Origin of the sequence: Hyphomonas sp., from assembly GCF_046313975.1 — a bacterium.
In the GTDB taxonomy this organism is placed as follows: Bacteria; Pseudomonadota; Alphaproteobacteria; order Caulobacterales; family Hyphomonadaceae; genus Hyphomonas.
The window spans coordinates 150,561-169,643 of the sequence record NZ_JBKBXB010000001.1; the positions used below are offsets into that span (position 1 = coordinate 150,561).

The 19,083-nt window shown below is 63.9% G+C and carries 19 protein-coding genes and 1 tRNA gene; 8 read left to right on the forward strand and 12 right to left on the reverse strand.

What is annotated here, in order from left to right; genetic code table 11:
• Positions 1 to 18: 18 nt before the first annotated feature.
• From ACK4TE_RS00660 to glyA, 3 genes are read right to left on the reverse strand one after another with little or no spacing between them, the layout of a single operon-like run.
• Positions 19 to 672 carry a RibD family protein gene (locus tag ACK4TE_RS00660; RefSeq protein WP_409909528.1) on the reverse strand — a complete coding sequence of 218 codons (654 nt, stop codon included), beginning with the start codon at positions 670 to 672 and terminating at the stop codon, positions 19 to 21.
• The gene (nrdR, locus tag ACK4TE_RS00665; protein WP_409909529.1) at positions 669 to 1,142 is read right to left on the reverse strand and encodes a transcriptional regulator NrdR; all 474 of its coding nucleotides are present in this window, start codon (positions 1,140 to 1,142) and stop codon (positions 669 to 671) included. Before nrdR ends, ACK4TE_RS00660 begins: the two co-directional genes overlap by 4 nt.
• A gap of 6 nt (positions 1,143 to 1,148) precedes the next feature.
• A complete protein-coding gene (gene glyA / locus ACK4TE_RS00670; RefSeq protein ID WP_409909530.1) occupies positions 1,149 to 2,456 on the reverse strand; it encodes a serine hydroxymethyltransferase in 1,308 nt (435 codons plus the stop codon).
• Between the two features lie 222 nt (positions 2,457 to 2,678).
• Between glyA and ACK4TE_RS00675 the strand changes: the two genes are divergently transcribed.
• The gene (locus tag ACK4TE_RS00675; protein WP_409909531.1) at positions 2,679 to 3,077 is read left to right on the forward strand and encodes a MucR family transcriptional regulator; all 399 of its coding nucleotides are present in this window, start codon (positions 2,679 to 2,681) and stop codon (positions 3,075 to 3,077) included.
• A 100-nt stretch (positions 3,078 to 3,177) separates the two neighbouring features.
• Here ACK4TE_RS00675 and hemA read toward each other — a convergent pair whose 3' ends face one another.
• Both hemA and ACK4TE_RS00685 read right to left on the reverse strand, forming a co-directional pair.
• The gene (gene hemA, locus ACK4TE_RS00680; protein ID WP_409909532.1) at positions 3,178 to 4,395 is read right to left on the reverse strand and encodes a 5-aminolevulinate synthase; all 1,218 of its coding nucleotides are present in this window, start codon (positions 4,393 to 4,395) and stop codon (positions 3,178 to 3,180) included.
• 99 nt (positions 4,396 to 4,494) lie between these two features.
• On the reverse strand, positions 4,495 to 5,286 hold the full coding sequence (locus ACK4TE_RS00685) for a class II aldolase/adducin family protein (protein WP_409909533.1): 792 nt from the start codon (positions 5,284 to 5,286) through the stop codon (positions 4,495 to 4,497).
• Between the two features lie 146 nt (positions 5,287 to 5,432).
• Between ACK4TE_RS00685 and ACK4TE_RS00690 the strand changes: the two genes are divergently transcribed.
• Positions 5,433 to 6,200, forward strand: a complete 768-nt coding sequence (locus ACK4TE_RS00690; protein ID WP_409909534.1) for an NAD kinase — start codon at positions 5,433 to 5,435, stop codon at positions 6,198 to 6,200.
• A 77-nt stretch (positions 6,201 to 6,277) separates the two neighbouring features.
• Entirely contained in the window at positions 6,278 to 6,820 is a 543-nt protein-coding gene (locus ACK4TE_RS00695; protein ID WP_409909535.1) for an Hpt domain-containing protein, read from the forward strand.
• Here the strand turns inward: ACK4TE_RS00695 and ACK4TE_RS00700 are convergent, their stop codons facing one another.
• Entirely contained in the window at positions 6,821 to 7,627 is an 807-nt protein-coding gene (locus tag ACK4TE_RS00700) for an NUDIX hydrolase (protein ID WP_409909536.1), read from the reverse strand.
• Between the two features lie 116 nt (positions 7,628 to 7,743).
• On the opposite strand from ACK4TE_RS00700, the gene ACK4TE_RS00705 reads away from it, so the two are divergent.
• Positions 7,744 to 8,421: a hypothetical protein gene (locus tag ACK4TE_RS00705; protein WP_409909537.1), complete on the forward strand. Its 678-nt coding sequence runs from the start codon at positions 7,744 to 7,746 to the stop codon at positions 8,419 to 8,421.
• On the opposite strand, the gene ACK4TE_RS00710 is transcribed toward ACK4TE_RS00705, so the two are convergent.
• Entirely contained in the window at positions 8,418 to 9,578 is a 1,161-nt protein-coding gene (locus ACK4TE_RS00710) for a DUF2336 domain-containing protein (protein WP_409909538.1), read from the reverse strand. The two genes, ACK4TE_RS00705 and ACK4TE_RS00710, sit on opposite strands and share 4 nt — an antisense overlap.
• A gap of 162 nt (positions 9,579 to 9,740) precedes the next feature.
• The gene (tig, locus tag ACK4TE_RS00715) at positions 9,741 to 11,078 is read right to left on the reverse strand and encodes a trigger factor (protein WP_409909539.1); all 1,338 of its coding nucleotides are present in this window, start codon (positions 11,076 to 11,078) and stop codon (positions 9,741 to 9,743) included.
• Positions 11,079 to 11,282: 204 nt separating this feature from the next.
• On the opposite strand from tig, the gene ACK4TE_RS00720 reads away from it, so the two are divergent.
• Positions 11,283 to 11,367 (forward strand) — tRNA-Leu (locus ACK4TE_RS00720).
• 16 nt (positions 11,368 to 11,383) lie between these two features.
• Here ACK4TE_RS00720 and ACK4TE_RS00725 read toward each other — a convergent pair.
• The 4 genes from ACK4TE_RS00725 to ACK4TE_RS00740 all read right to left on the reverse strand — a co-directional run bounded on the left by ACK4TE_RS00725 (position 11,384) and on the right by ACK4TE_RS00740 (position 15,962).
• Positions 11,384 to 12,898 carry a haloacid dehalogenase-like hydrolase gene (locus tag ACK4TE_RS00725; RefSeq protein WP_409909540.1) on the reverse strand — a complete coding sequence of 505 codons (1,515 nt, stop codon included), beginning with the start codon at positions 12,896 to 12,898 and terminating at the stop codon, positions 11,384 to 11,386.
• 272 nt (positions 12,899 to 13,170) lie between these two features.
• Positions 13,171 to 14,622: an NAD(P)H-hydrate dehydratase gene (locus ACK4TE_RS00730; RefSeq protein WP_409909541.1), complete on the reverse strand. Its 1,452-nt coding sequence runs from the start codon at positions 14,620 to 14,622 to the stop codon at positions 13,171 to 13,173.
• Positions 14,623 to 14,631: 9 nt separating this feature from the next.
• Positions 14,632 to 15,171: a histidine phosphatase family protein gene (locus ACK4TE_RS00735; RefSeq protein WP_409909542.1), complete on the reverse strand. Its 540-nt coding sequence runs from the start codon at positions 15,169 to 15,171 to the stop codon at positions 14,632 to 14,634.
• Positions 15,168 to 15,962, reverse strand: coding sequence for a Coq4 family protein (locus ACK4TE_RS00740; protein ID WP_409909543.1), 795 nt, complete (start codon positions 15,960 to 15,962; stop codon positions 15,168 to 15,170). Before ACK4TE_RS00740 ends, ACK4TE_RS00735 begins: the two co-directional genes overlap by 4 nt.
• A 242-nt stretch (positions 15,963 to 16,204) precedes the next feature.
• Between ACK4TE_RS00740 and ACK4TE_RS00745 the strand changes: the two genes are divergently transcribed.
• From ACK4TE_RS00745 to ACK4TE_RS00755, 3 genes are all read left to right on the forward strand, one after another.
• Entirely contained in the window at positions 16,205 to 16,543 is a 339-nt protein-coding gene (locus ACK4TE_RS00745; RefSeq protein ID WP_409909544.1) for a P-II family nitrogen regulator, read from the forward strand.
• A 102-nt stretch (positions 16,544 to 16,645) separates the two neighbouring features.
• The gene (gene glnA / locus ACK4TE_RS00750; RefSeq protein ID WP_409909545.1) at positions 16,646 to 18,049 is read left to right on the forward strand and encodes a type I glutamate--ammonia ligase; all 1,404 of its coding nucleotides are present in this window, start codon (positions 16,646 to 16,648) and stop codon (positions 18,047 to 18,049) included.
• 113 nt (positions 18,050 to 18,162) lie between these two features.
• Positions 18,163 to 19,083, forward strand: coding sequence for a metallophosphoesterase (locus ACK4TE_RS00755; protein ID WP_409909546.1), 921 nt, complete (start codon positions 18,163 to 18,165; stop codon positions 19,081 to 19,083).

The following is a 19,083-nucleotide window of genomic DNA, read 5'->3' on the forward strand; positions in this document are numbered from 1 at the left end:
GGCGTTTCCTGCTTCGGCCTATTGCTCAGATCGAACATAAGTATCGAGCACATCGTCTCCAATCCGTTCCGTCGCGACAGGGCGCCAGCGCGCCGCAGTCTTCAGGTCGGTGAGTCCGAGGGCGCCGATGCCGGAGAGGCCTTCCTCGCCGATGAGGATGGGCGCGCGGAACCAGGCGATCTCGTCGATCAGGCCGGCGCGGACGAAGCTTGCGGCGAGCTGGCCGCCGCCTTCGATCAGGATCGTATTGATCCCTTCAGCAGCAGCGCGGCGGACGAAATCCTGCGGGTTGACGCGGATGGTGTTGCCGCAGCGCCAGACCTGCGCGCCGGCGGCGGCGTGCTGCGGGGCTTCTGCGCCGGCAGTGACGATGGCGACGGGGGCAGCGTTGAGTGTGGTCATCAGCTTCGAGGTGAGCGGTGTGCGGGCCTGCGAGTCGGCGACGAGGCGCAGCGGCTGGCGGTCGGGCAGCGGCACGGTGCGGGCGGTGAGCAGCGGATCGTCCTTCAGGACGGTGCCGATTCCGACCATGACGGCGTCATGCGCAGCGCGCAGCTCATGCGCGCGGGCGCGGGAGGCGCTGGAGGTGATCCACTGGCTGGTGCCGTCGGCGAGCGCGATGCGGCCGTCGAGGGAGGTGGCGAGTTTGAGGGTGATGCGGACGGGGCTCATGCCTCGCCCGCGTCTTCTTCATCCAGCGCGGCCTTCTCGATGAACTGCGCGAAGTCGCTCGGATCCTTGAAGTCGCGGTAGACGGAGGCGTAGCGGACATAGCCGACGGGATCGACCCGCTTCAGCGCTTCCATCACCAGCTCGCCAACCTCCGAGGACGGAATTTCGGACTCGCCGCCGCTTTCCAGCTTGCGGACGATGCCGGAGACCATCTGATCGATCCGTTCACGGTCGACCGGGCGTTTGCGCAGGGCGACGAGGATGGAGCGCTGCACCTTCTCGCGGTCGAACAGCGCACGTTTGCCGTCGCGCTTGACGACCATGATCTCGCGCAGCTGCACGCGTTCGAACGTGGTGAAGCGGGCGCCGCAACTGTCGCAGACGCGGCGGCGGCGCACAGCGGTATCGTCTTCAGCCGCGCGGCTGTCCTTGACCGAAGTATTTTCTGATCCGCAGAAAGGACACCGCAACGGGCTTCAGGCTCCCAGACCTTCATAGATGGGGAAACGGGACGTAAGGGCTTGGACTTCGCCGCGCACGCGCTCTTCGACAGCGCCGTTGTCCTGCGTCGCAAGCGCATCGACAATCTCGCCGATCCATTTGCCGATCTGGGTGAACTCGGCCTCGCCGAAGCCGCGCGTGGTGCCGGCGGGCGAGCCGACGCGGATGCCGGAGGTGATGGTGGGCGGCGCAGGATCGAACGGGATGCCGTTCTTGTTGCAGGTGATGAAGGCACGCTCGAGGGCGGCTTCGGCATCCTTGCCGGTGACGCCTTTCGGGCGCAGGTCGATCAGCGCGACGTGCGTGTCGGTGCCGCCGGAGACTACATCCAGGCCGGCCTCCTTGCACGCCTTCGCCATCGCGCGGGCGTTGGCCACGACCTGCGAAGCATAGGCGCGGAATTCCGGCGTCAGCGCTTCGCCGAAGGATACTGCCTTGGCGGCGATAACGTGCATCAGCGGGCCGCCCTGAATGCCCGGAAAGATGGCCGAGTTGATCTTCTTCGCGAGCGCTTCGTCATTCGTCAGGATCATGCCGCCGCGCGGGCCGCGCAGGGTCTTGTGCGTTGTGGTGGTGGCGATGTGGGCATGGTCGAGCGGGTTCGGGTGGACGCCGCCGGCGACGAGGCCCGCGAAGTGGGCCATGTCCACCAGGAAGACGGCGCCGACTTCATCAGCAATCTCGCGGAAGCGGCGGAAATCAATCTGGCGAGGATAGGCGGAGCCGCCGGCGATGATCATATGCGGGCGGTGGGCGCGGGCGAGGCGCGAGACTTCCTCGAAGTCGATCAGATGGTCATCCGGGCGCACGCCGTACTGGACGGCATTGAACCATTTACCGGACTGGTTGGGCTTGGCGCCGTGGGTCAGGTGGCCGCCGGCGGCGAGGCTCATGCCGAGGATGGTGTCGCCGGGCTTGAGGACGGCCTGGAAGACACCCTGATTCGCCTGGCTGCCGGAGTTCGGCTGGACGTTGGCGAAGCCGCAACTGAAGAGTTTCTTTGCCCGCTCGATGGCGAGTTCTTCGGCAATATCGACGAATTCGCAGCCGCCATAATAGCGCTTGCCGGGATAGCCTTCGGCATACTTGTTGGTCAGGATCGAGCCCTGGGCTTCAAGAACTGCCCGGGAAACAATGTTCTCCGAGGCGATCAGTTCGATCTGGTGCTGCTGGCGGGTCGCTTCCTTGCCGATGGCGGCGGCCAGTTCCGGGTCGCGCTCGGCGAGCGTTGCCGAGAAGAAGCTGTCATTGAGCGACTGGGACGTGTGCGCGGCGTCGGCCATCTGGGATCCTCTGGGAGCTGAGTCAGGGGCTGTTTACGCGCCCCGGCCCGCCGGAGCAACAGGCGGCGCTACAGGACGCGCATCGCCTCTATAATTGGCATTCATTCAATTATTTCATGAGGATGCGGCTTAGATACTTGCCGGAAGTCTGTTATTACAATTAAACGATTTCCTTCACTGAATTCTGGTTCCTCGAATACAGGTTCAGTATGGGGTGGGACAATGAAAGAACTTGAGGAATCCGAGCTGCTCGAGATGACCGTTGAAATCGTGTCGTCTTATGTGGCCAACAATGCCTTGCAGGCGGGCGCACTGCCGGACCTGATCAAGACCGTGCATTCAACCATCGTGGGACTGAGCCGGGACAGCTCCGCCCCGCAGGAGAAGCCGGAACCGGCCGTGACCGTGAACAAGTCGGTGATGCCGGAATATATCGTCTGCCTGGAAGACGGGCGGAAGCTGAAGATGCTGAAGCGCTACCTGCGGACGCGGTATGACATGACGCCGGAGGAATACCGGGCGAAGTGGAACCTGCCGGCGGACTATCCGATGGTGGCACCGAACTATGCCAAGCTGCGCTCGCGCCATGCGAAGCAGATCGGCCTCGGAAAAAAGAAATAACGGAAGCGCCCGAAGGCCGTGCGAAACGGCCGGGTCGCGGCAAGGCCGCTTCCGATACGCCAGCGAAAAAGGGCCGCAAGCGGCCTTCCTAAGGTGAGGCTCAGGCCGCCTTGTCGAGGCCCAGTTGTTTCCAGACGGCAAGGATGGCGGCGACGAGTTCGTCCATCATCACTTCGTCATGCACCGGGCTCGGAGTGAAGCGCAGGCGCTCGGTGCCGCGGGGCACGGTCGGGTAGTTGATCGGCTGGACGTAGATGCCGAAGTCGAACAGCAGCGTGTCGGACAGGGCCTTGCAGCGTTCCGGGTCGCCAACGAGCAGCGGCACGATGTGCGAGGGCGATTCCATCACCGGAAGACCGGCCTCGACGAATTTCTCTTTCAGCTGCGCGGCTTTGAGCTGATGGGATGCGCGCAGGCGGCGGCCTTCGTCGGTGCGCAGCTTGCGGATGCTGGCAAGCGCGCCGGCAGCCATGACCGGGCAGGTCGAGGTACTGAAGATGAAACCGGAGGCCATCGAGCGGATGGCGTCAACGACCGTGGCGTGGCTGGCGATATAGCCGCCCATGACGCCGAAACCCTTGGCGAGCGTGCCTTCGATGATGTCGATGCGGTCGCCAAGGCCGAGCATCTGCGCAACGCCCGCGCCCTGCTCGCCATAGAGGCCGACGGCGTGGACTTCGTCGAGATAGGTCAGCGCGTCGAACTCGTCGGCAAGATCGCAGATTTCCTGCATGCGGCCGAAATCGCCGTCCATCGAATAGACGCTTTCGAAGGCGATCAGTTTCGGACGATCCGGATCGTCGTTTTCGAGCAGCGAGCGCAGATGATCGACATCGTTATGGCGGAAAACGCGGTAGTCGGCGCCGGAACGGCGGATGCCTTCGATCATCGAGGCGTGGTTCAGCGCGTCGGAATAGATGATCAGGTTTTTCATGATCTTGCCGAGCGTCGACAGGGTCGCGTCGTTCGACACATAGCCGGAGGTAAACAGCAGCGCGGCCTGCTTGCCGTGCAGGTCGGCGAGTTCGCGCTCGAGATCAACGTGGAAACGGGTGGTGCCGGAGATGTTGCGGGTGCCGCCGGAGCCGGCGCCGAAGCTGTCGATGGCCTCGTGCATGGCGTTGATGACATCGTCATCCTGACCCATGCCGAGATAGTCGTTCGAACACCAGATGGTGACTTCGCGCTCGCCGTCCTCAAACCGGGCGGTGGCCTTCGGGAAACGGCCCTTGTGACGGTGCAGGTCCACGAACACCCGGTAGCGGCCTTCGCCGTGGATGGTGTTCAGGGCATCTTCGAACGCTTTGATATGCTTCATGACCTAACGCGAACCTTCAGAAACGGGCGCCCCCGATATGGGACGCCGGGCCCGATGTCTCTAGGCCCGGCGGTAATTATGACCGATCCGGTAAAATACCTATGCGGCATAACCGGGCAGGTCCCGGTCCAGCTTGCGCAGCAGGGCCGGCCAGACCAGCATTTCCGTCAGTTTCGACATGCCCGAGCTGTGCTGGGTCATGCCGCCCTGCCCGGCGACCTTTTGCTGAAGCGGTTCGTCGCACTCGAGGACGCCGTCGCGGCCCGCCGAAAGGGCCATGATCTGCATCTTGCAGGCCCGCTCGAGGAAGAACATGCGCGAGAAGGTCATCGCCGCGGTCTCGCCGCAGGTGAGCGTGCCGTGGTTGCGCAGCAGCATGGAATGCTTCTTAGGGCCAAGGTCGCGCACCAGGCGCTCGCGCTCGTCAAGGTCGAGGGCGACGCCCTCATAGTCGTGATAGGCGACGTCTTCGCGCACGATCATGGCCGTCTGGCTGATCGGCAAGAGGCCCTCCTTCTGGGAGGACACCGCCACGCCCTGATCGGTGTGCAGGTGCATCACGACATGCGCATCTTCGCGGGCAGCGTGGATGGCGGAGTGGATGGTGAACCCGGCAGGGTTGATCATCGCGTCGGTCTCCTGGACGATATTGCCGTCAAGGTCGACCTTGACCAGCGAGGAGGCGGTGATTTCCTCGAAGAACCAGCCATAGGGGTTGATCAGGAAGTGGTGTTCCGGGCCCGGTACACGGTGGGAGATGTGGGTGAAGATCATGTCGTCCCAGCCATAGAGGGCTGTCAGGCGGTAGAGGGCGGCGAGATCGACCCGCGCTTTCCACTCCGCCTCGGACACGGACTTACGGATATCGATCTGGGCTGCGCCGTCGGCCATGTGCATTTCTCCCTGTTCTGATGGACTATTCATACCCGATCCGGGCCTCCGGCGCCAGATGAAGGTGACGCGCGTGTCACCTTGGGACGCGGGGGAAAGCCGGGGCGCCTTGACGGCTAACCCAAAGCATTCCCACATGGCCGGGCATGGCTGATGTAAAACTTGCCTTTTTCGCCTCCAAACGTCCCGAAGCGCAGCAGGCCCTGCCCCTGCTCGCGTCGAAATATGGCAATGTTCCAGAGGAGGAGGCCGATGTCGTGGTCGCCCTCGGCGGGGACGGCGCGATCCTCGACACGCTGCGCCGCCGGTTTGCCGATAACAAGCCGGTCTATGGCATGAACCGGGGCACGATCGGCTTCCTGATGAACGAGTACCAGGCCGAGGGACTGATCGAGCGGATCGATGCAGCCGAACGCGCGACGCTGGTGCCGCTAAGGATGTATGCGCTGGACATTCACGGCGCCGAGCACCGGGCGCATGCGATCAACGAAGTCTCGCTGCTGCGGCAGATGGCGCAGTCCGCGCGGCTGAAGATCGCGGTCGACGGGCGCACGCGGCTGGACGAACTTTCCTGCGACGGGGTGATGGTGGCGACCCCGGCGGGCTCGACGGCATATAACCTGTCCGCCCACGGCCCGATCCTGCCGATCGGGGCGAACCTGCTGGCCCTGACGCCGGTTTCTGCGTTCCGGCCCCGGCGCTGGCGCGGCGCACTGCTGCGCCATGATGCCCGTGTGGATATCGAAGTGCTGGCGCCCGACCGCCGGCCGGTGTCGGCCTCGGCCGACAATCAGGAAGTGCGTGATATCGTGAAAGTGTCGGTCGAGGCCGATCCGTCGCGCCGCCTCACCCTGCTGTTTGATCCCGGCCATGCCCTGGATGAGCGTATCCTGACCGAACAGTTTGCTTTCTAAGGGAATAAACGCTCCGTCAGCAGAGTGTTAATTCTTGGCCATTAACCTCGAGGGATAGACTCAAGAGGCCTCAAAAAATGCTTGGTAGACTGCTTTCCACCGCGTCCGGCGCTCTCTCGAAGAATCGCCGGCAGAGCCAGCCCCTGCCCCCGCCGGACATCTCGCGCGTGCTGAAGCCGCAGCATAGCGAGACCGCAACCGTCGCAGCGCTGGCGCAGGCCGAATCGCTGGGCGAAGAGGCCGAGCGCGCGATCGACGGGCTGACCGAACAGTTCGAGACCTGGATGCGCCGCGACCTGGAAGCGCTGCGGTCTGCCTGGGCAGAGGCGCAGCTGCCCGAGGCGGGCGCCGAAGACTATCGCCGCCTCTATACCTGCGCCCACAATATTACCGGCGCGGCCCCCTCCTATGGATATCCGGCCGTCTCGCGCCTGTCCAAATCGCTGTGCACGCTGCTCTCGAACACGAAGCCGGGCGAGAATGCGCCGCTGATCAACCTGCATGTCGAGGCCTGCCGCGCCGCGATTGCAGCCGGCCCGGAAGGCGATGCCAGCCATTCGGTGGCGGATGCCGTGTGTGATGCGCTGGAGCGCCGGGTTGCCGCCAAGCTGGCGGGCTGATCAGACTTTCACGTTTGAAAGCAGTTCCATCGTCTGGCCGTAGCCGGCTTCTTCCGGGATGAAGAGGCAGGGCGCGCCGTCTTCGGTCTTGCCCGGTTTTGGCAGTACACTGACGACCGGTTCGGCGCCGAAGGTCTTTACGGCAAACTCAACGGATGTCGCGCGGGCGAGCTTCACAAGGTTCATCCGTGTCGGGAAGATGATGGTGGCCTCACCTTCCTTCTCCTGACGCAGCGCCTCGGTGGCGGAGAGCCAGACAGCATCGGTCGTCTCGCGGCCATCATGGGCGGCGATCTGACGTTCCGGAGCGGGCGCGAGATAGAAGTGCGTGTCGAACCGCTTCGGCATCATGATCGGCGTGATCCAGTGGCCGAAATGGACGAGGCTGTCGAGCGCGAGCACGAGATCTTTCGACCGGATCAGTTCGAGGAATGATGCTTCGCCCTTGTCGACCGCGCTGCGATACGGCGACAGAAGGTCCGCGATTTCTGCATCTACCAGCGGGGCATCCGGGCCGCGCGCGGTGCGGTGGCGGGCTATGACGAGGCCGGATTCCTCATAGGCCTCGCGGATGGCGGCGATGCGGGCATCCTGCTGGACCGGCCCGAAATCACCATCGGTGTACGCGTCCCAGCCCGGATCGGCATCGCCGGCGGCGGCCTTGCCGCCCGGAAACACCAGCGCGCCGGCCGCAAAATCGATTTCGTAATGGCGCTTCACCATCAGCACTTCGGGCGCCGGCTGGGCGTTTCGCAGCAGCAGAACGGTTGCGGAAAGCTTCGGGTCCGAGGGGGGCCGTTCAGTCATGGTGGCCAAAATCCTTAAAATTTGCCGGAAATCTTACCCGGCGCCTGCGCGTGATGTTCAACTCCCGCCGTTAGGGAAGGCAAGAGCACCAGAATAGTGACGCCGAGGACACGCCCATGCGCCCCTACCCCCGCCCGAACACGAGCCTTCTCAAGGCTGTAGAGTCGCCGCTTGTCCGGTTCATGCCGGTCGTGCACCTGCTGGGCGGGGATTCCCTGGGCCTTGTGGCCGACGAGCCTGTGGAATTTGAAGAGCGCGCCGTGTTCGGCCGCGTTGCCGGTGAAGCGCAGAATGCCGCGAAATGGATGGCCATGCGCCTCGAGCGCGTTGCAAGCGCGGCCTGTGCGCAGGAACAATCCCCCCGCCCGATCCTGGTGACGGCGCCGATGGCGGCTCTGGCAGATCCGAACACCGCCGTTGCCTGCGACGCCGCGGTGCGCCGCACCATCCTCTGCCAGCAGGAATTCTGCCTGATGTTCCCGGATGCCGCCCTTGCCGGCGACCCTGCGGACGTGACCACGCGCCTTGCGCGCCTGCGCAAGGCGGGCTTCCGTGTCGGCATCGACATGCGCCATTCCTGGCAGACGCCGCTGAGCGAAACCGTCCGTATCCTGATCGATACGATCCGGGTGGATGCGGACGCTGTTGAGGCGTCGCAAGAGCTGTGCGATGTGGCCGCGACGGCGCATGCCTCCGGCATCCTGGTGGTAGCAGATCACGCGAACTGGCGCGACGGCGGCAATCTCGCGGACTACGGCGTGGCAGGCGCCGTGGCGCCGAGGACGGACGCTTAAGCGGCGTCTGTGTCCGCGCCCGTTTCTTCGCGGGCAGCCATTTCGGAATAATAGTCGAGCTTGTCGAGCAGGTAGTCGAGGTCGTCCTTGGGGATGGCCTGGAACTGCGTCAGCACGCGCTCGATCATCCGTGCACGGAAGCGGGCGCGATCGTTCGGGCCGCCGTCATGCTGGGTTTCGTGGAACACATTCACCGCAGCCTTGAAGGCCGGCAGCATCTTGCGCGGTAGGCCGGCACGGTCGAACACCGCCTGCAGGCCGAGCGGGCCGGCATCGTGGATCATCAGCCAGACGCGCTGGTGAGCCACACCGGAAAGTTCCGACAGCGCATGCTCCACGAAGCGCATCTGCCCGCAGCACAGCGCGCGCATGATCAGCGAGTTGGTGAGGCGACCGTTGAGGTTCAGCTGGGCGACGAAGCGCGGCAGGTCGTGCGTGCGGCCAGCCTGCTCGACGAGGTCAATCGTTGCCCGCTCGCGCGCGCTGGCGGCGAGATCGATGGCGAGCTGGGCGGGCAGTTCGTGGCGGTTGACGAGGATGTCGAAGAGCTGGCCGGAAACCATCGACACCATCTTCTCGGCGATATGCGTCGGGATGAAATCGCGCTTGATCAGGCCGGCCTGAACAATCTCGTCCTTGCCATAGCGGCGGATCGTGTCGTCGAAGGCCTTGTCGCTCCACTCGGCGCCATTGTTCATCGACAGGGCACGGACGGCTTCCACCGATCCGTGCTCGGAGATGATCTCCGAGAGCGTGATCGACACCGTTTCGCGGCTGGCGATGGCGGCCTGCTTGGCGGCAGTGACGGCGAGGACGAGTTCGACGAGGTCTTCCTCGGTCAGCACCGGGGATTCCTGCAGGATCGGGATCGCGACCGCCTCGATATCCTGCGCCAGTTTCAGGGCGACTTCGCGCGGCAGGATCGGCGATGAGCGCAGCGTGACAGCCAGCGTGCGGCGCACGAGATCGGCAGCGTCTTCGGCGAGAATGCCGATGATTTCCTCCGCGAAGGCTTTCTCGCGGTCTGACAGCACGTCCAGCGCGATGCGGCGGCACAGGCGATGGGCTACCGAAGCGCGCTGTTCCGGCGTCTCGCCGCGCATCAGGCGGACGATGTCGTCTTCGGACAGCTGCGGGCGAATGCTCTGAACCGTCATGGCGGGCAAAATCCTCGAGAATCGTTAGTCCCTGTGACCTTGCCTCCGCGCTGGTTAATATCGGTTTACCAAGGCGCGCACCCTGCCCCGCCCAGCAAAAAAGCCGGCGAGGATATCCCGCCGGCCCTTTGATTTCAGACGCTTTTTAAAGGCGCGGCCAGATCAGCCCTCGTCTTCCTTGAAGAGCTCTTCGCGGCTGACGGAGGTTTCTTCCACAGTGGCGACAGCGAGGATGTGGTCGACGACTTTGTCCTCGTAGATGGGCGCGCGCAGCTGGGCCATCGCGTTCGGGTTTCGCTGGAAGAACTGCACCACTTCCTTCTCCTGGCCCGGATACTGGCGCGCTTCGCGGATCAGGGCCTGGTTTACTTCCTGCTCGGTGATGCGAACATCCGAGACGCGGCCGATTTCAGCCAGCACGAGGCCGAGGCGCACGCGGCGCTCAGCGATCTTGCGGTATTCGGCTTTCAGCTCGTCTTCCGGCTTCTTCTTCTCTTCGTCGGTGACGCGGCCGGCATCCATCTCGCGCTGGAGCTGTTGCCAGATCTGGTCGAACTCCTGGTTCACCATGCCTTGCGGCAGCTCGAAGTCGTGAGCGGCGTCGAGCTTGTCGAGCAGGTCGCGCTTGGCTTTCGAGCGGGACGCGTTCGCATGCTCGGCAGACAGCTGGTCCTTAACGAGGCCGGTCAGCTGCTCGAGGCTTTCGAGGCCGAGGCCTTTGGCGAACTCATCGTCCACTGCCGGGGTCTGCGGGGCGCGCACTTCGTGAACTTTCGTCTCGAATGTGGCGGCCTTGCCGGCGAGGTTGGCGGACGGGTAGTCGTCCGGGAAGGAGACGTTCAACACTTTCTCATCACCAGCTTTGACGCCGACGAGCTGCTCCTCGAAGCCCGGGATGAAGCGGTTCGAACCAAGAACGACTGACTGCTGTTCAGCCGCGCCACCTTCAAAGGCTTCGCCGTCGATCTTGCCGACAAAGTCGATGATGACAGCGTCACCGTCCTGGGCCGCTGCGCCCTCTTCGCGGGGCTCGTACTTCATGTTCTGACCGGCAATGCGGCCGAGGGCCTCGTCGATCTGCTCCTGCGAGACTTCCGCAACCGGGCGCGTGATCGTCAGCGTGGCGGGATCAATGGGCGTGAATTCCGGCATCACATCGACATTCATCTGCCATGCGAGATCGGCCTCACCCTTCACGACCTTCTCGATATCGCCTTCCAGCTGCACCTGTGGAGTGCCGGCGGGGCGCAGCGAGGCGTCGTCGAGGGCTTTCTGGTTGGTCTCGTTGACCAGCTTGTCGAGCAGCTCGCCCATCAGGTCGCGGCCATACATCTTGCGCACATGGGCCGCCGGCACCTTGCCGGGGCGGAAGCCCTTGAGGCGCATGCCGGGGCGCACTTCCTCGATTCGCTGGTCGAGTTTCGCCTGAAGTTCCTTCACGGTAACCTTCACCGCAAAGGTGCGGCTGAGACCTTCTGCCTTGGTCTGGGTGACTTCCATGTCCACGTCTTTCGTAAATGCACGCAGTTCCGGGGCGCCCACTCAGGGCCCCGGACCTGCCAAAACCTGCCTTGAAGCGGCGGCTTATGTCATATGGCAGGGGCCCTGTCCACGCCGCGCAGCGGGCGAGTGCAGTGCCCCCGGATCGCCCGCACAGACGGGTCATTGCGGGGGGCCGCCCCCTCGCGTAAGAGGCAGGCTCGTGCGGATGTGGCGGAATTGGTAGACGCACTGGATTTAGGTTCCAGCGCCGCAAGGTGTGGAGGTTCGAGTCCTCTCATCCGCACCAGAGACTTCGCACGGCGCTATCTCGGGGCGAGTGCGAGCTTTTTCTGGGTTCCGGTCATCTTCCTGCGGATTTCCGGCAGCGCGCGGACCAGGCAGAAGATGAAAGAGATCACCAGCAGGATCGCTTCTTGCAGCGTCAATTCGACGACCCGGAAAATAACCACCGAGAACACGGCGAGAAAGCAAAGCCGCACCATCTGGCTGGATAGCAGATGTTCATCGCCACCGGCACGGCGGATGGCGTACATCGCCCAGGTGCGCACCATCTGGGCGAGGCCCAGCGCGACACCGGCCGGGTGTGCGGTGAGGAAGATCAGCGGACCAAAATACTTGGTCGCGTGGAGTGGAAGATAGACGAAGACCCGCCAAGCCAGAGGCGCATGATTGAAAACCCAGAAGACCGCGCGTGAGAGCAGCAGGAAGGCCATCCAGATGCCCGAGAGCGCCAGGATTTCGATGGCGGTGCCCTCCAGCCCCGGCAGGCCTGCATACCGGGCAATCGCTGCGCGCTCTACCTCTGGCGTGATCGAGAAGCCCAGGAGCGTGACGCCGGCCGCCCAGACCCAGGCATCCGGCTGCATCCGGATCGTCTTGCTCTCAAAATAGCGCGCGCTGAGTTTTGGGCGCACCTCTTTCTGTTCGCCGACCCGGTCATTCTCGGCATAGCCGATTTCGTAGACAAGCATGTAGGCGATGAAGAGCATCGTGATCAGAATCAACACCGGGATCGCGAGCGCAATATCAAGAACGGCGAACATCAGAAGGATGATGGGAAGTTCTTCGAGAAAGACCTGCTTGACGAGAAACCCCGGCGACCGCTTGATGCGCGCCGTGTAGAAGAACGGGAAGTAAGCGTCTGCATGGGCCGGCCGGGTGACCGCCTCCGGCCATTCCACGACGTGGGATTTCTGCGCGGCAGCGAGCAGGTCGGCGTCGTCCTTCGCAGAGTCTGTGATCACGATATCCGCAGACGGATCAATCTCGACACCGGCTTTTCTCAGCATCTCAACTTTTCCCCGCGCACGGGCGCCGGGCTGGCCGAAGAGTCCGGGGGCAACAAGGGTCGCCTGCGCGTAACGGCTGCCGGCAAGCAGCGGCCGGATGACGGATGCCAGCCCGAAACTGACGATCACGATCCGAGACGGGTCGATGCCCTGCAGCATCGCATCAAGGCGGGCGTTGAGGTGCGCCGCGAACAGGTCCGGCGCGCGCTTTCCAAAGCTGCCCCGGGTCCAGGGCGCGAACACCATGACGAACAGCAGGCGGACGAAATCCCGCCAGACGAAATAACCATTGCGACCAAAGGCGCGCCACGGAACGAGCCCGGAGATGAGCTTCAAGACTGGCGCAAAAACACCGCTCGGGCGGACTTCGTCCAGATAGGCCTCGGTCGAGTTCCAGAGGAACAGCGTGTGATCAAAGTCGACAAAAATGCGCACACCGGGCGCGGTATGCCGCAGGTCTGCCTGAAGGCGATCTGCCGCTGCGCTGTCGGAAACTCCCGCGTGATCGCGACCTTTCAAGGGGTTCATTCCGGGGCTCTCCAATCCATACTATGTGGGGGCCCGTTCCCCGGGATAGTCACATCATTTGCCTATGCGTTCAGGTGCTCGACAACTCCTACCCGGATGCCGGACAGGATTAAAGCCTGAATGATCGCCGCAGGGCGCCTGCCTGTTGCAATTCCTGTGCAGGATGCGACATGCGCAGCGAAACCGGCAATCCGACCGCGCCCTCAGCGAACCGGGCACCAGTATCTCGCCCGAGAGGCGAATTCTGTGTCGCGTGGTTTCAGCCTGCAAACTCAAGACTGCGGCGTAAGTTCCCCGTGCAGCGCGCTGAGGATATCCGGCAGTTCCTGTTCCAGGTCTTCCGAGATCAGGCCGGCGCCGATGCGGATGCCGGCTTCGCCGTGGATCCAGGTGGCCATGGCGGCGGCGGTGAAGGTGTCGACGCCCTGTGACATGAAGCCGGCCATGAAGCCGGCGAGCACGTCGCCGGAGCCGGCGGTGGCGAGCCAGCGGGTGGCGTGTGTGTTGACGAGGGCGTTGCCGCCGGGCTCGGCGATCACCGTGTCGGCGCCTTTCACGACGACGACGCAGCCCGCCTTTGCTGCGGCGGCGCGGGCGGCTTCGATCTTGTTGGGCGCGGCGGTGAGCAGGTCGCCGAACAGGCGTTGGAACTCGCCGGTATGCGGGGTCAGCACATCGCCGGGGCGCAGCTGCGCGAAGAGACGCGCGGGATCGTCGCTGAACACGGTGAGCGCGTCGGCGTCCAGAACGCAGCGGGCGGGTGATTTCAGCAGGGTTTCGGCATAGGCCAGGGTACGCGCCGTCAGGCCTGCGGCAGGGCCGAGGATGACGACATTGGCATTCGCAGCGGACTCGGCCAGCGCATCTGCTCCGTCCACGGAGGACAGCATGATGGCGGTGAGGTGCGTGGCATTGACCATCATCGCATCCGGCGGCGACAGCAGCGTCACCAGCCCTGCCCCGGCGCGCAGGCCGGCGCGTGCGGCGAGCCGTGCAGCGCCCGTGGAGGTCATCGGTCCACTGACGACCTTGAGATGGCCGCGGCGGTGCTTGTAGTCACTCTGTCCCGGCTGCGGCATCTGGCCGACCCAGAGCGCCGGGCTGTTCTCGACCGCCTTGGTCTGCACCGGCACACCGATATCGGCGACCATCACCGCGCCGCAGAAGGCTGCGCCGGGCAGCAGCACATGCGCGGGGCGCAGAGCGGCGAAAGTGAGCGTGCCTTCGGCGCGGAAGCAGGGGCCGATGGGCTTTGCCGTGGCGCCGTCTATGCCGGAGGGCACGTCGATGGAAATCACCCGCGCGGGACGCTCCGCAAGCGCAGCGGCGACGCCATCGAGCGGTCGCGACAGGCCGCCGCCATAGAGCGCGTCGAGCACCAGATCGTGCGGCGCGGTGAGCGCCTCCTCCAGCGTGCCGACCTTGCCTTCCCAGAGTGCAGCGGCCTTGGCGGCGTCGCCTTTCAACTCAGCGACGGGAACCACGCAGAAGACTTCCACCTTGCGCCAGAGCTTGGCCAGTTTCGCAGCGGCGACGAAGCCGTCGCCGCCATTCCCGCCGGGGCCGCATAGAACCTGGATCGTGCCGTCCGGCCAATGGGCGTGGACAAACTCTGCCACTGCTTCGCCGGCGCGTTGCATCAGGACGAAACTGTCGAGCCCTGCATCGAACAGTGCCTGCTCAGCGGCGCGCATTTCCTGTGGTGTGAGTATCGGCCTGCCCATACCGGCGGCTCATAGCACGCGAGTCGCGGCTTCGCTTCCATATTCTGCCACGCGCAGGGCCCCGCCCCGGCGCTCCAACCGCGTGATCGAACAATGGCCGGGCCGGAACACGGTCACGCGGTCATCGTTTTCGAACAGGCCGCAGAGCGCATTGATGGCGACAAAGTGGGAGAAGACCACGGTGCCTTCCGGCAGGGCTTCGACGAAGTCTCCGGCGCGGCGGCGCCAGGCGGTGTAGGTCTCGCCTGCTTCGCTCCATGTGCCGGTCATGATGCCGCGCAGCCAGCTGGCGCGATCTTCGGTGCCTGCGGGCGCCGTGATCTCGCTGACTTCCGTGGCGATGGCCGGGGCGAGCGCGAACTGTTTCGAGGTGGGCGCAGACGTTTCGCGGCATCGTTGCATGGGGCTGGAGATCAACCCGCGCACCGGCAGCGGCGCGAGGATTGCGGCGGCGACTTCGGCCTGCCTGTGGCCAAGGTCGCTGAGGCCGGGATCGGCATGGTCGCCCCAGCCGGCAGCGGCCTCGCCGTGTCGGATCAGCCAGATCACGCGGCGACGGGCTCGGCGTCGATTGCCTGCGGCTGGAGGGTCGGCGTGTAGCCATGCTGTTCCAGCAGGGCGAGCGTTTCGCGGTAGATGACGGGCGGCTGGATGCCGAGGCGCGCGCGGGCGGCCTCAAGCGGCTCGTGCATCAGGGCGAGGATGTCCTGCTGGATGATCTTTTCGGCAAGTGCGCCGTTGCGTTTGCCTTCCCGGAAGCAGTCCATCACACGTGCGCCCTTCGGGGCATGCTTTGCGATGGTGCGGCAGCCCATGAAGGCGATGAAGATGACGCCGAGGCCGGGGTTCTGGCTGTAGGTGAAGGCGAGCAGCGAGGCTTCGCCCAGCGCATCGCGGTTATAGCCGGTGAGGACATGGAACAGGTCATGCGTGTCGCGCAGGCGATTCGCATACCAGAGCATGTCGTCATCGAACTCGCGCGATTTGGACTGGTGCTTCATGCTTTCATCGACCAGGCCCTGCGCCGTGAGGCCTTCGCGTTCCATGAATTCGGCATAGGCGCGGCCAACGGTGCCCTCCGGCAGGGCATGGATCCAGCTGTGGTCATCCAGGACTGGCGGCAGGTAAGGCTTTTCCTGAATCAGCTTCTGGCCGGCCGGCGTGTTCACGAATGCCCAGAAATTGCGCTCGAAAGCGTTGCCGTTCAGGGCCTCGATGATGTGGAAGACCTGTTCGGTGTCTTCCTTGTCGGCGATCAGCTTCTGCATGTGGTTCCACGCCTTGAGGGGGCGGAAGGCGCCGCGGCGGCGTTCTGGATGCACATACACTTCAGCGGTCATAGGCAGGTCTCCGAGCATTGGTTACGGCCATATCACACACACAGATTGCTGAAAAGTGACGCTAGCGTCATTTTTATCAACGAAAGCGTGGAAACGCCCTGCCCAATGGTTAGGCGGACATGCCCGTTTTTTTACCACCCGGCGGCTGCGGCGGGCGACTCCCGCCAGTTGCCCTCGCCTCAGCCCGAAACACCCCATACGCACGGATGAAATCTTAACCCGGCGGCTGGGGAGAACCACGCATGAAGAAAATCGAAGCGATCATCAAACCCTTCAAACTCGACGATGTGAAGGAAGCCCTTCAGGAAATCGGCCTGCAAGGCATGACGGTGATCGAAGCCAAGGGCTTCGGCCGCCAGCGCGGCCATACCGAACTCTATCGCGGCGCGGAATATGTCGTCGACTTCCTGCCCAAGCTGAAGATCGAAGTCGTTCTCGCCGACAGCGCAGTCGAAAGCGCCGTCGAGGCGATCAAGAAAGCGGCCCACACTGACAAGATCGGCGATGGCAAGATCTTCGTTTCTGACGTTATTGACGCAGTGCGCATCCGCACGGGTGAAACTGGCGACGCAGCGCTCTAGGAATATCCCGGGCTCACGCAGTCCGGGAAAACAAAGGGAGGCGCGCGCCCCAGCGCTCCTTCAGGACTGACAGCTCAGACAGCTCACAAGAAGGCAATATCAATGGCTGAAAACCTGCTCAAAATCATGAAGGACCAGGACGTCCAGTACGTCGACCTTCGCTTCACGGATCCGCGCGGCAAGACGCAGCACGTTTCCTTCCACAAGGACATGGTGGACAAGGAATTCTTCGAAGAAGGCCAGATGTTCGACGGCTCCTCAGTTGCCGGCTGGAAAGCCATCAACGAGTCCGACATGCTGCTGAAGCCCGACCTCTCGACCGGCTTCATCGACCCCTTCTTCCAGCAGACGACGCTGGCCGTGTTCTGCGACGTACTCGATCCCATCTCGGGCCAAGCGTACAACCGCGACCCGCGCACCACCGCGAAGAAGGCTGAAGCCTACCTCGCCGCTTCGGGCGTCGGCGACACCGCCTTCTTCGGACCGGAAGCCGAGTTCTTCATCTTCGACGATGTGCGCTGGTCCACCGACCCGCACAATACCGGCTACAGCTTCGACTCGACCGAACTGCCGGTGAACACCGGCAAGATCTATCCGACCGGCAACATGGGCCACCGCCCGGGCCCGAAGGGCGGCTATTTCCCGGTTCCGCCGATCGACTCCGAACAGGACATGCGCGGCGAAATGCTGACGATCATGGGCGAAATCGGCCTGCAGCCGGAAAAGCACCACCACGAGGTGGCCCCCGCCCAGCACGAGCTTGGCCTCAAGTTCTCGACGCTGACGGTGATGGCCGACCGGATGCAGCTCTACAAGTACGTCATCCACAACGTTGCCCACCAGTACGGCAAGACGGCGACCTTCATGCCGAAGCCGATGTACAAGGACAACGGCTCGGGAATGCACGTTCACCAGTCGATCTGGAAAGGCGGCAAGCCGCTGTTCGCCGGCAACAAGTATGCCGACCTCAGCGAGATGTGCCTCTACTACATCGGCGGCATCATCAAGCACGCGAAAGCGCTGAACGCGATCACCAACCCGTCGACGAACTCCTACAAGCGTCTCGTGCCGGGCTATGAAGCGCCGGTCATGCTCGCCTACTCGTCGCGCAACCGTTCGGCCTCGATCCGCATTCCGTTCGGCTCGAACCCCAAAGCCAAGCGGATCGAAACGCGCTTCCCTGATCCGATGGCGAACCCCTACCTCGCCTTTGCCGCGCTGCTGATGGCCGGTCTTGATGGCATCGAGAACAAGATCCATCCCGGCGACGCAATGGACAAGGACCTCTACGACCTGCCCCCGGCAGAAGCGAAGAGCATCCCGCAGGTCTGCGGTTCGCTGCGCGAAGCCCTGGCGGCGCTCGACGCCGACCGCGCCTTCCTCAAGAAAGGCGGCGTGTTCGACGACGACCAGATCGACAGCTATATCGACCTGAAAATGGAAGAGAACATGAAATACGAACTCCATCCGCACCCGGTCGAATTCGACATGTACTACAAGATGTAAGGCACGAGGGGCGTTCGTGTCTTCTCAGGGGGGCCGGCATCTTCGGATGCCGGCCTTTTGCTTTTCGCGGTCCTGCCTTTCCTTTGCCATCTGCATCCCCGATCAGGGAAACCATGACATTCAAGCTCCTGATCTTCTGGGCGAGTTGGGCCTGGTTTCCGTTCGCGGCAGCCTGCCTCTGGCTGATCTTTCGCGGCAGCCCGCGCCGGCGCATGGTTGCGGCTGCGTTGCTGATGGTCACGGCCGTGCCGGCCTATGCGCGCTTCATCGAGCCACGGATGCTGACCGTGCACGAGGAGACCATCCTCCTGCCCGGCGCCAGCGAGACATCCCCCTCCATCCGCATCGCCCTGTTGGGCGATCCGCATATCGGCATCTTCGGCAATGCCGTGCCGATCCGCCGGATTGTCGACCGGATCAATGCGGAGAAGGTCGGGGCCGTTTTCCTGGCGGGAGACCTCACCTATCATCCGCGTGCCGAGGATGTCGCGGGCGACTTTGCGGCGCTGGCAGACCTCGAGGCGCCACTGTTCGCCGTGCTGGGAAATCACGATGTCGGTTTTCCCGGCGAAGACCTGACGGATGCCCTGCTGGCCGCACTCGGCGAGAGCGGCGCAACCTTCGTGCAGAACCGCGCGATCGAGACTGAGATCAGTGGCCAGCGCGTCGTTGTATCCGGCGCCTCTGACCTCTGGCAACGCCGGCAGGATTTCAGCTTCTCAGCCGCCCTGCCGGACGGCTTGCCCGTGCTGCTGCTCACCCACAATCCGGATACGGCGCTCGTCGTGCCGGACAGTTTCCGCTACGACCTGATGCTCGCCGGGCACACGCATGGCGGGCAGGTTCGCATTCCCTTGCTCTACCGGCACGTCCTTCCGGTCACCGGCCCCTTCGACAAGGACCTGCACCGCATCGAAACCCGGGGCGGCGAGCGCCTCGTCTATGTGACCACCGGCACCGGGATGGTCGGCCTGCCGCTGCGCTTCCTGATGCCGCCGCGGATCGACATACTCACTTTGCACCTGCCGGAATGA

Excerpts from the sequence above, each read along its gene's own strand:
- ACK4TE_RS00705 (WP_409909537.1), top strand. The coding sequence starts at position 7,744 with ATGCGCCCCTACCCCCGCCCGAACACGAGCCTTCTCAAGGCTGTAGAG.
- ACK4TE_RS00685 (WP_409909533.1), bottom strand. The coding sequence starts at position 5,286 with ATGGCCGACGGCGCAGCCCAGATCGATATCCGTAAGTCCGTGTCCGAG.
- ACK4TE_RS00675 (WP_409909531.1), top strand. The coding sequence starts at position 2,679 with ATGAAAGAACTTGAGGAATCCGAGCTGCTCGAGATGACCGTTGAAATC.
- ACK4TE_RS00755 (WP_409909546.1), top strand. The coding sequence starts at position 18,163 with ATGACATTCAAGCTCCTGATCTTCTGGGCGAGTTGGGCCTGGTTTCCG.
- hemA (WP_409909532.1), bottom strand. The coding sequence starts at position 4,395 with ATGAAGCATATCAAAGCGTTCGAAGATGCCCTGAACACCATCCACGGC.
- ACK4TE_RS00725 (WP_409909540.1), bottom strand. The coding sequence starts at position 12,898 with ATGAACCCCTTGAAAGGTCGCGATCACGCGGGAGTTTCCGACAGCGCA.
- ACK4TE_RS00745 (WP_409909544.1), top strand. The coding sequence starts at position 16,205 with ATGAAGAAAATCGAAGCGATCATCAAACCCTTCAAACTCGACGATGTG.
- ACK4TE_RS00740 (WP_409909543.1), bottom strand. The coding sequence starts at position 15,962 with ATGACCGCTGAAGTGTATGTGCATCCAGAACGCCGCCGCGGCGCCTTC.
- glnA (WP_409909545.1), top strand. The coding sequence starts at position 16,646 with ATGGCTGAAAACCTGCTCAAAATCATGAAGGACCAGGACGTCCAGTAC.
- ACK4TE_RS00700 (WP_409909536.1), bottom strand. The coding sequence starts at position 7,627 with ATGACTGAACGGCCCCCCTCGGACCCGAAGCTTTCCGCAACCGTTCTG.
- ACK4TE_RS00695 (WP_409909535.1), top strand. The coding sequence starts at position 6,278 with ATGCTTGGTAGACTGCTTTCCACCGCGTCCGGCGCTCTCTCGAAGAAT.
- glyA (WP_409909530.1), bottom strand. The coding sequence starts at position 2,456 with ATGGCCGACGCCGCGCACACGTCCCAGTCGCTCAATGACAGCTTCTTC.
- ACK4TE_RS00730 (WP_409909541.1), bottom strand. The coding sequence starts at position 14,622 with ATGGGCAGGCCGATACTCACACCACAGGAAATGCGCGCCGCTGAGCAG.
- ACK4TE_RS00690 (WP_409909534.1), top strand. The coding sequence starts at position 5,433 with ATGGCTGATGTAAAACTTGCCTTTTTCGCCTCCAAACGTCCCGAAGCG.
- tig (WP_409909539.1), bottom strand. The coding sequence starts at position 11,078 with ATGGAAGTCACCCAGACCAAGGCAGAAGGTCTCAGCCGCACCTTTGCG.
- ACK4TE_RS00660 (WP_409909528.1), bottom strand. The coding sequence starts at position 672 with ATGAGCCCCGTCCGCATCACCCTCAAACTCGCCACCTCCCTCGACGGC.
- ACK4TE_RS00710 (WP_409909538.1), bottom strand. The coding sequence starts at position 9,578 with ATGACGGTTCAGAGCATTCGCCCGCAGCTGTCCGAAGACGACATCGTC.